Consider the following 9,209-nt stretch of genomic DNA (forward strand, 5'->3'; position numbering starts at 1 on the left):
CCGCCGGGAACATTCGTAAGAGTAGCGGGCGACACGCCCGCGCGGGACGTTATCGATCGCTTCGGCTGGGCATCATCCCACCTGACCCGGGAGCCCGGCGGCCGGATCGTCGGCCCGCCCATCCGAGGAAGGAAACTTCGATGGGGGAGAAGGTCGTGGCAGGGCAGTTCGACCTGTCCGATCGCCAGCGCTACCGAGAAAAGCTCCAGTCGTGCCTGACGGGACTGGAGCGGCTGCTGCGCGAGAAGCGATTCGATCGCCCCAAGAACCTCATGGGTGTGGAGATCGAATTGAATCTCGCGGGGCCCGACGGTATGCCGAAAATGTTGAACGGGCAGGTACTGGAGCGCATCGCGAGCCGCGACTTCCAGACCGAACTCGCCATGTTCAACCTGGAAGTCAACATAGCCCCACACCGGTTGGGCAGCCGAGTGTTCGACCAGCTCGCCGAGGAACTGCGCACCTCCCTCGCCTACGCCGACCGGAAGGCCGGCGAGGTGGACGCGGGCATCGTGATGATCGGCATCCTGCCCACCCTCGGCCGGGACGACCTCGTCTCCTCGAACCTCTCGGAGGCCGACCGCTACACCCTGCTCAACAACCAGATCGTCGCCGCGCGCGGCGAGGACTTCCGGCTCGACATCGACGGCGTGGAACACCTGGTGTGCACCTCGAAGTCGATCGTGCCCGAGGCCGCGTGCACCTCCGTGCAGCTGCACCTGCAGGTCACCCCGGACCGGTTCGCCGACGTGTGGAACGCGGCGCAGGCGGCCTCGGCCGCGCAGATCGCCGTCGGCGCGAACTCACCGTTCCTCTTCGGGCACGAGCTGTGGCGCGAGTCCCGGCCCCCGCTGTTCCTCCAGTCCACCGACACCCGGCCGCCCGAGCTCCAGGCGCAGGGCGTACGGCCGCGCACCTGGTTCGGCGAGCGGTGGATCAGCTCCGCCTACGACCTGTTCGAGGAGAACCTGCGCTACTTCCCGGCGCTGCTGCCCATCTGCGACGACGAGGAGCCCCTGGAGGTCGTCGAGGCCGGCGGGGTGCCCACGCTCGCCGAACTCGTCCTGCACAACGGCACCATCTACCGCTGGAACCGGCCGGTGTACGACATCGCGGACGGTGTCCCGCACCTCAGGGTGGAGAACCGGGTGCTGCCGGCCGGGCCGACCATCACCGACGTGATCGCGAACGCGGCCTTCTACTACGGCCTCGTCCGCGCCCTCGCCGAGGAGCCCCGGCCGGTGTGGACGCGGCTGCCGTTCGCCGCGGCCGAGGCCAACTTCGACGCGGCCTGCCGGTACGGCATCGACGCCCGCTTCGTCTGGCCCCGCCGGGGACGGTACGGCGGCACGGGCGAGGTCGACGCGGTCACCCTGGTCCGCGACGAGCTGCTGCCGCTCGCGGCGGCCGGGCTCGACGCGTGGGGCGTGGAGGCCGCCGACCGGGACCTCTACCTGGGCGTGATCGAGGAGCGCTGCCGGCGCCGGGTGAACGGGGCGTCCTGGCAGGCGGCCACCTTCCACCGGGCGCTGGAGCAGGGCATGTCGCGTGAGGCGGCCCTGGCGGCGACCACACGCCGCTACGCCGAGCTGATGCACGTGGGCGAGCCGGTCCACACGTGGCCGGTGGGCCTGCCCGATCCGGTACCGCTCGGCTGACACGAGCCCCCGCGGCCAAGCGGCACCGCCGCGCGCCGCTCCGCCGCATCGGCGCTCACCCTGGAACGGCCGCACGCCACGGCCCGCCCCGGGTGAGCGCCGTCGCGTGTACGGCGGGCGCCACCGGCGGGGGACTGGTGCATCCCGCCGGGGAGCGGGGTGCGCCGGGGAGTGAGGGGGGTCGTGGGAACGGGGGGCGGGTCTGCGATCCTTGCCGGGCGAAGGTGGGCCGGGGGCCCGTGAGGCGGCTGGAGGCAGGGGTGCAGGTGGAGGCTGACTCGGTGGCCGGTTCCGCGGCGCGGGGGCGCGATCCCCGGCGGATCCTGCGGGACGAGACGCTGCTCGTCCTCGCGCTCTCGCTCGGGGCCAGCGGGGTGTCCGCGCTGATCAGCTTCATCGGCTCGGTCACCAGACCGGGCGGCCTGAAGGACCAGGCGGCCACCCTGAACGCCTCGGCCGCGCCGGGCCGGCCCTGGCTGGACCTGGCCTGGCAGCTCTTCGGCATCGCCACCGCGCTGGTCCCCGTCGCCCTCGTCGCCCACCTGCTGCTGCGCGAGGGCGGGAGCCTGCGCACCCTCGGCTTCGACCGCACCCGGCCGTGGCCCGACCTGGCCCGGGGCGCGGGCGTCGCGGCGGTGATCGGCAGCACCGGCATTGCCTTCTACCTCGCCGCCCGCGGCCTCGGCTTCAACCTCACCGTGGTCCCCGAGGCGCTGCCGGACGTGTGGTGGAAGTACCCGGTGCTGGTCCTGTCCGCGCTGCAGAACGCGGTCCTCGAAGAGGTGATCGTCGTCGGCTACCTGCTGCGCAGGCTGGGCCAGCTGGGCTGGGCCCCGGGGACCGCGCTGGTGGCCGCCGCGGTCCTGCGCGGGTCGTACCACCTGTACCAGGGCGTCGGCGGCTTCCTCGGCAACATGGCGATGGGGGTGGTGTTCGTGTACCTCTACCGCCGTTGGGGCCGGGTCGGGCCGCTGGTCGTCGCGCACTCCCTGCTCGACATCGGCGCCTTCGTCGGCTACGCCCTCCTCGCCGGCAAGGTGGGCTGGCTGCCGACCGCCTGAACGGGCTGTCAGGCGCGCAGTTCGCCTTCGATGACGGTCACCGCGCGTCCGGTGAGCAGGGTGCGCTCGCCGCGCAGCCCGGTGTGGACCAGGCCGGTGCGGCGGGAGGCCTGCAGCCCGGTGAGGTCGTCGCGGCCGAGGCGGGCGGACCAGTACGGGGCGAGCGCGGTGTGGGCGCTGCCGGTGACCGGGTCCTCGTCGATGCCGACGTTCGGGAAGAAGCCCCGGGAGACGAAGTCGTAGCCGCGGGCCGGGTCGTCGGCGCGCGCGGTGGCGATGACGCCCCGCGAGGAGTGGGCGCGCAGGGCCCGGTGGTCGGGGGCCAGGCCGAGGACGGTCTTCTCGTCGGCCAGTTCCACCAGGAGGTCGCCGACGTCCGGGCCGGTGTCGAAGACGGCGACCGGCTTGGCGCCCAGTGCCTCGGTGACCCCGTCCGGGATCTCCACCCGGGTGAGCGGGGCGGTCGGGAAGTCGAGGGTGAGGGAACCGTCCGCGGCCGGCGTGGCGATGAGCACCCCGCTGCGGGTGGCGAACCGCACCGGTCCCTCATGCGCGCCGGTGGTGTGCAGGACGTGAGCCGTGGCGAGGGTGGCGTGCCCGCACAGGGCGACCTCGGTGACGGGCGTGAACCAGCGCAGGGCCCAGTCGGCATCGCCGCCCTCGGGCAGCCGGTGCGCGAACGCCGTCTCGGCGTGGTTGATCTCCATGGCGACGTTCTGGAGCCAGTCGTCGTCGGGGAAGACGTCGTCGAGGAGCAGGACCCCGGCCGGGTTGCCGGCGAAGGGGCGGTCGGTGAAGGCGTCCACGATTCGCATGCGCATGACGCCGACGCTAGCGGCTGCGACAGCGCGGGGACCAAGGCCAATCCGCGAGTGCCGGACTGATTCCGGGCCGTCGTGCGGAGGGGGTTGTCATGCCAACACTACCGATATATCGTTGAGGCATCGCGAACGATACGCGATATGAACAAGACAGATCAGTGACGGAAATGGAGTGATCACGATGCGTACCCACGGTTTCGAGCGTGGACATCGGCACGGCGGCCCCGGCCGGCGGGGCATGGGCGGGTTCGAGGGGCGGCGGGCCGCTTTCGGGCCCTTCGGCCCGGGCGGCCCGGGCGGCCCGGGGTTCGGGCCCGGCGGACCCGGCTTCGGCCCGGGGCCCTGGGGGCCGCGCGGGCGAGGCGGTCCGCGAGGACGGGCACGGCGCGGTGACGTGCGCGCCTCGATCCTGGCCCTGCTCAAGGAACGGCCCATGCACGGCTACGAGATGATCCAGGAGATCGCCGAACGCAGCGGCGGCGCCTGGAAGCCCAGCCCCGGCTCGGTCTACCCGACCCTCCAGCTGCTGGAGGACGAGGGTCTGATCGCCAGCGAGAGCGAGGGCGGCAAGAAGTTGTTCTCCCTCACGGAGAGCGGACGCGAGGCCGCCGGGGAAGGGGCCGACGCGCCCTGGGAGGAGGCCTCGCGAGGGGTCGACTGGGAGGCGCTCACCGAGGTCCGGCAGGCCGGCTTCGGGCTGATGGAAGCCTTCGGCCAGGTCTGGAAGACCGGCAGCAAGGAACAGCGGGAGAAGGCGCTGGCCGTCGTCAACGACGCCCGCAGGAAGCTGTACCTCATCCTCGCCGACGAGCACTGAGCCGCAGCCGGCCGCCGTGCTCCCTACGGCGGCCCGGGCGCCCCGCGTGAGCACCGCGCGGGGCGCCCGCGCGTCCCGGCTCAGCTCACCAGGCCGCCCAGCTTGCGCAGCGACTCGTGCAGCGCGGCCGCCGCCGAGTCCTTGAGCCTGCCCGCCATCAGCGACACCGCGGCACCGGTAAACTCTCCGTCGATCCGGACCGTCGTGGCGTCCCCGTCCGGTGTCAGCGTGTAGCGGGTGGCGACCGTCACCGCCATCGGGCCCTTGCCCCGGATGGCGAACACCCGGGCCGGCTCCAGTTCCTCGATGGTCCAGTCGACCTCCGCCGGGAAGCCCATCAGCTTCATGTTCTCCTGGAAGGTGCCGCCCACGGCCAGCACGTCGGGGCCGCCCCGGGGGAAACTGGTGTGGGTCGCGTTCCACGCCCCGTACGACGGCCAGTCGGTGAGCTGCGCCCACACCTTCCCGGCCGGCGCCTGGATGCGTGCCTCCGCGCTGACTTCGGCCATGCGACCACCCCTTCGGATCGGGCGTACCGGGCTGCGGTGTCGCGGAACGTAGCCGCAGGGGCGCGAACATTCAATACTGATGAACCGTCAGGCCGGGCCGAGGCGCGCTCGTCCGGGCGCGGGACCGCCCGGATCTCCTCCGCAAGGATGAGATCGGGGCCGGCGATGTCCACTCCCCGTGGGACGCGGAAATGGTTCCCCTCGCGGATGCCCGGTTCCGCCGGGGCTGATGAGCTAGGGGACGTGCAACCCCGTACAGCCCACCGGACCGCCCACGGTCGAGCGGTTCCGCACGCGGACGGCGCTGCCGGGCTCGGTGCCGAGCTGGCAGCGGTGGTCTCCGCTGCCCGCCGCAGGGCCGTCCGGGACCGGGACCGGCAGACCGACACCGCCCACCTGCTCCACGCCCTGCTGGAGCACGACCCCGAGGCCCGCGCCGCCGTCGGCGGCCCGCGGCTCGCCCGGCTCCTCGGCTACCTCGTCCAGCGCAGCATCGGCTACGGACTGCGCTGGCAGGCCGGAGTGGAGGACTCCGGCGCACTCCCGCGCGTCCCGCCGCCCGCCCGGGCGGAGGACTCCGGCGCACGGGCCGCCGCGGCCGCCGGCCGGAGCGTGCCGGCCCGGGACGCCGAGGGCTGGTCCCCCGCCGCCGCTGCCGCGCTCGCGGACGCCCGGGCGCGGGCCCGGCGACGGGGCGCGTCGCGGGTCAGTGGCACCGATCTGCTCGCGGCGCTCGCCGCGGACCCCGCGTCCCGGGCCGTCGAGGTCCTGGAGCACGCCGGCATCCCCGCCCAGGAGCTGGCCGCGCGGATCGCGGACGGCGCCGACGGGCGGTCCGACGCGTCCGGTCCGCCGTCCGACGTGCCGTCCAGCAGCTGAGACAGGTGTCATCGGGAGTGACGCTCCTGTCGGCGCCTGTCATCATGTGGCGGTGCATACCTCTGTCAGCCCTCACCACGGCCGCGGCAACGGAGCCGGGCTCGGCCTCGCACTCGCCTCGGCGCTGGCCTTCGGCGGCTCCGGGGTCGCGGCCAAGCCACTGATCGAGGCCGGCCTCGACCCGCTGCACGTGGTGTGGCTGCGGGTCGCGGGCGCCGCCCTGGTGATGCTGCCCGTCGCGGTGCGGCACCGCGCCCTGCCGCGCCGCCGGCCCGCGCTGCTCGCCGGGTTCGGACTGCTGGCCGTCGCCGGTGTGCAGGCCTGCTACTTCGCCGCCCTCTCGCGGATACCGGTGGGCGTGGCCCTGCTCGTCGAGTACCTGGCCCCCGCCCTGGTGCTGGGCTGGGTGCGGTTCGTGCAGCGCCGGCCGGTCTCCCGCGCCGCCGTCCTCGGCGTCGTCCTGGCGGCCGCCGGCCTCGCCTGCGTGGTCGAGGTCTGGTCCGGGCTGGGTTTCGACGCGCTGGGCCTGCTGCTCGCCCTCGGCGCCGCCTGCTGCCAGGTCGGCTACTTCGTCCTGTCCGACCAGGGCGGCGACGCGGGCGACGCGGCACCGGACCCGCTCGGCGTCATCGCCTACGGCCTGCTCGTCGGCGCAGCCGTGCTGACCGCCCTGGCCCGCCCCTGGAACGCGCACTGGTCGGTGCTGGCGGGCTCGGTACGGATGGACGGCACCGCCGTACCGGCCGTCGCGCTGCTCGCCTGGATCGTGCTGGTCGCCACGGTGGTCGCGTACGTCACCGGCGTGCTCTCGGTGCGCCGGCTGTCACCGCAGGTCGCCACGGTGGTCGCCTGCCTGGAAGCGGTCATAGCGACCGTGCTGGCCTGGGTGCTGCTCGGCGAGCACCTGTCCGCGCCGCAGGTCGCCGGCGGCGCGGTCGTCCTGGTCGGCGCGTTCATCGCCCAGTCCGCCGCCCCGGCCGCAGGCTCACCGGAACCGGTCGCCTCCGGCGGCCCGGAAAGGGAGTTGTCCGCCCGGGGAACCGCCGCCTAGAGTCGGCCCGTGCCGCACCCCACGCGCGTCCTTCCACCCCCGGCCGCCTGAGGCGGGCCTCCGGGTCATCGCCCGGCGCACGCGCGCCGGGCCGGACGGTGCTGCCCGCAGACGAAGTCCGTGCGCCCCGCGAAGCGGGACGCTTCCCGAACTTCCGCACCGTCGCGTGCGTTTCTGCGGAGAGATCCCCTTGCCGACTTCGTCGCACCCCGCCGCCGGCCTGTCCGTCCGGCGCGGCTTGCTCTGTCTGATCGTCACCGGTGCCGCCTGGGGCACCGCGGGCGCCGCCGCCTCGCTGATCTACCGGTCCAGCGACACGGGCGCCTTCACCCTTTCCTTCTGGCGCTGCGCGCTGGGCCTCGTCTTCCTGATGGCCGGCCGCCTGCCGCGCCCGCGCGCCCGCCGGACGGCCCCGGTCCGGCCGGTGCGCGGCGGCCTCGTGCGGGCCCTGGTCACCGGACTGGCCCTCGCCGTCTTCCAGACCGCCTACTTCGCGGCCGTGGCGTCGACCGGGCTGGCGGTGGCCACCGTCGTCACCCTCGGCGCGGGCCCCGTCCTCATCGCGCTCGGCGCCCGGCCGCTGCTCGGCGAGCGGCTCGGCGCGGGCGGTGCCACCGCGGTCACCGGTGCGCTCGCCGGACTGGCCGTGCTCGCCTTCGGCGGTCCGGCCGCGTCCGTCCGTCCGGCGGGCGTACTGCTCGCCCTGGCCTCGGCCGCGGGCTACGGCGCCATGACCCTGCTCACCCGCTGGTGGGGCCGGGGCGGCGGCGCGGGCGCGTCCGGCACCCCGGTGGGTGCCTTCGCCGTGACCAGCCTGTGCCTGCTGCCCTTCGCGGTGCACGAGGGGCTGCTCCCGCACACCGCCCACCCGGTCCGCCTGCTGTGGCTGCTGCTCTACATGGCCGCCGTGCCCACGGCCCTCGCCTACGCGCTGTACTTCGCGGGGGCCGCCGTCGTCCGGTCCGCCACCGTCTCCGTGATCATGCTGCTGGAGCCGGTGAGCGCGGCCGTGCTCGCCGTCGTCCTGCTCGGCGAGCGACTCACGGCCGCCACCGTGGCCGGCACCCTGCTGATGCTCGGGGCCGCCACGGGTCTCGCCGTGAGCGAGGCGCGCGGGGCCGGCCGGCCGGAGCCGGTTCCGGTGTGACGCGGTGCCGTCACCGCGCCGCCAGGTACTCCGGCAGCTCGATGCCGGGTGCCAGATCGGCGTTACGGACCGGGGCCTCGTAGCCCTTGCGCAGCGGGACGACCCCGGCCCAGTGCGGCAGGGAGAGGTCCTCCGGCTCGTCGTGGGCACCGCCGGTGCGGACCTTGGCGGAGACCTCCTCCAGGTCCAGGCGGATGACCGCGGTGGCGGCCAGCTCCTTCCTGTTCGCGGGCCGGGAGTCGGCCGCCCGGCCCGGGACGACGTGGTCCACGAGCGCGTCCAGGGCGATGCGCCGCTCCTCGGGGTCGGTGACCTCGTGCGCGGTGCCGTGCACCACGACCGAGCGGTAGTTGATCGAGTGGTGGAAGGCGGAGCGGGCCAGCACCAGGCCGTCGACATGGGTGACCGTCAGGCACACCGGCAGGCCCGGGTCGGCGGTACCGGCCATCCGCAGCGGCCGCGAGCCGGTCGAGCCGTGGACGTAGAGGCGCTCGCCGACCCGGCCGTACAGCGTCGGCAGCACCACGGGGGCGCCGTCGCGGACGAAGCCGAGGTGGCAGACGTACCCCTCGTCCAATATCGCGTGCACCAGCTCCTTGTCGTACGACGCCCGGTCCGCGGAGCGCGTGGGCACGGTCCGGTCGGTCGGTGCGTAGGCGGCGGCCCTGGTGTCCTCGGTCGTGGGCGGCACGATGGTCCCTCCATTGCGGCGAACTTTGTAATAGTGCATAATCGGTTTTGTGCTAGGAGAGTATCGGATCGAAGGGCGGGGCGCAGCAGGTATCGCGGCCGGCGTTGAGCGAGCAGTCGGCGCCGGGGAGCTGCTTCCGGGTCAACCCCTGCCCCCGCTGCGGGAGTTGGCGGAGCAACTGGGCGTGAACCCGAACACGGTGGCCGCCGCCTACCGCATCCTGCGCGACCGGGGGGTGATCGAGACGGCCGGCCGCCGGGGCAGCCGCGTCCGTCCCAGGCCGGCCACCACCGGCCGCGAGGAACTGCGCGCGGAGGTGCCGCCCGGCGGCCGTGACCTGTCCACGGGCAATCCCGACCCGGCCCTGCTGCCCGAGCTGGCCCCCGCCCTCGCCGCGGCGGCCGAGCAGGGCGACCGCCGGCCCGTGCGCTACGGCGACGACCCGGTGGACGCCGGCCTCGCCCGCACCGCCCGCGCCGAACTCGACGCCGACGGGGTCCCCGCGGGCCCGCTCACCGTGACCTCCGGCTCCCTCGACGCGATCGAACGCGTCCTCACCGCCCACCTCAGGCCCG

At 74.3% G+C, this 9,209-nt stretch carries 9 protein-coding genes and 1 pseudogene; 7 read left to right on the forward strand and 3 right to left on the reverse strand.

Annotation, left to right across the window (positions count from 1 at the left end; translation table 11 throughout):
• The first annotated feature begins 140 nt into the window (after positions 1 to 140).
• Positions 141 to 1,658, forward strand: coding sequence for a glutamate-cysteine ligase family protein (locus tag IE312_RS00140; RefSeq protein ID WP_189977059.1), 1,518 nt, complete (start codon positions 141 to 143; stop codon positions 1,656 to 1,658).
• Positions 1,659 to 1,918: 260 nt separating this feature from the next.
• On the forward strand, positions 1,919 to 2,719 hold the full coding sequence (locus IE312_RS00145; protein WP_189977062.1) for a CPBP family intramembrane glutamic endopeptidase: 801 nt from the start codon (positions 1,919 to 1,921) through the stop codon (positions 2,717 to 2,719).
• 8 nt (positions 2,720 to 2,727) lie between these two features.
• On the opposite strand, the gene IE312_RS00150 is transcribed toward IE312_RS00145, so the two are convergent.
• A complete protein-coding gene (locus tag IE312_RS00150; RefSeq protein ID WP_189977064.1) occupies positions 2,728 to 3,540 on the reverse strand; it encodes a PhzF family phenazine biosynthesis protein in 813 nt (270 codons plus the stop codon).
• Positions 3,541 to 3,721: 181 nt separating this feature from the next.
• Between IE312_RS00150 and IE312_RS00155 the strand changes: the two genes are divergently transcribed.
• Positions 3,722 to 4,357, forward strand: coding sequence for a PadR family transcriptional regulator (locus IE312_RS00155; RefSeq protein WP_189977066.1), 636 nt, complete (start codon positions 3,722 to 3,724; stop codon positions 4,355 to 4,357).
• An 80-nt stretch (positions 4,358 to 4,437) separates the two neighbouring features.
• Here the strand turns inward: IE312_RS00155 and IE312_RS00160 are convergent, their stop codons facing one another.
• Positions 4,438 to 4,866, reverse strand: a complete 429-nt coding sequence (locus tag IE312_RS00160; protein WP_189977068.1) for a type II toxin-antitoxin system Rv0910 family toxin — start codon at positions 4,864 to 4,866, stop codon at positions 4,438 to 4,440.
• A 243-nt stretch (positions 4,867 to 5,109) separates the two neighbouring features.
• On the opposite strand from IE312_RS00160, the gene IE312_RS00165 reads away from it, so the two are divergent.
• From IE312_RS00165 to IE312_RS00175, 3 genes are all read left to right on the forward strand, one after another.
• Complete coding sequence (locus tag IE312_RS00165) at positions 5,110 to 5,745, forward strand: Clp protease N-terminal domain-containing protein (protein ID WP_229898775.1); 636 nt, start codon at positions 5,110 to 5,112, stop codon at positions 5,743 to 5,745.
• A 46-nt stretch (positions 5,746 to 5,791) separates the two neighbouring features.
• Entirely contained in the window at positions 5,792 to 6,796 is a 1,005-nt protein-coding gene (locus IE312_RS00170) for an EamA family transporter (RefSeq protein ID WP_189977070.1), read from the forward strand.
• A 190-nt stretch (positions 6,797 to 6,986) separates the two neighbouring features.
• Complete coding sequence (locus IE312_RS00175) at positions 6,987 to 7,943, forward strand: DMT family transporter (RefSeq protein WP_189977072.1); 957 nt, start codon at positions 6,987 to 6,989, stop codon at positions 7,941 to 7,943.
• A gap of 10 nt (positions 7,944 to 7,953) precedes the next feature.
• On the opposite strand, the gene IE312_RS00180 is transcribed toward IE312_RS00175, so the two are convergent.
• The gene (locus IE312_RS00180; RefSeq protein WP_189977074.1) at positions 7,954 to 8,634 is read right to left on the reverse strand and encodes a pyridoxamine 5'-phosphate oxidase family protein; all 681 of its coding nucleotides are present in this window, start codon (positions 8,632 to 8,634) and stop codon (positions 7,954 to 7,956) included.
• A gap of 49 nt (positions 8,635 to 8,683) precedes the next feature.
• Here IE312_RS00180 and IE312_RS38275 point away from each other — a divergent pair.
• A pseudogene (locus IE312_RS38275) lies at positions 8,684 to 9,209 on the forward strand (GntR family transcriptional regulator); the annotation flags it as partial.

The sequence above is a fragment of the Streptomyces capoamus genome (assembly GCF_014654935.1).
Taxonomy (GTDB): Bacteria; Actinomycetota; Actinomycetes; order Streptomycetales; family Streptomycetaceae; genus Streptomyces; species Streptomyces capoamus.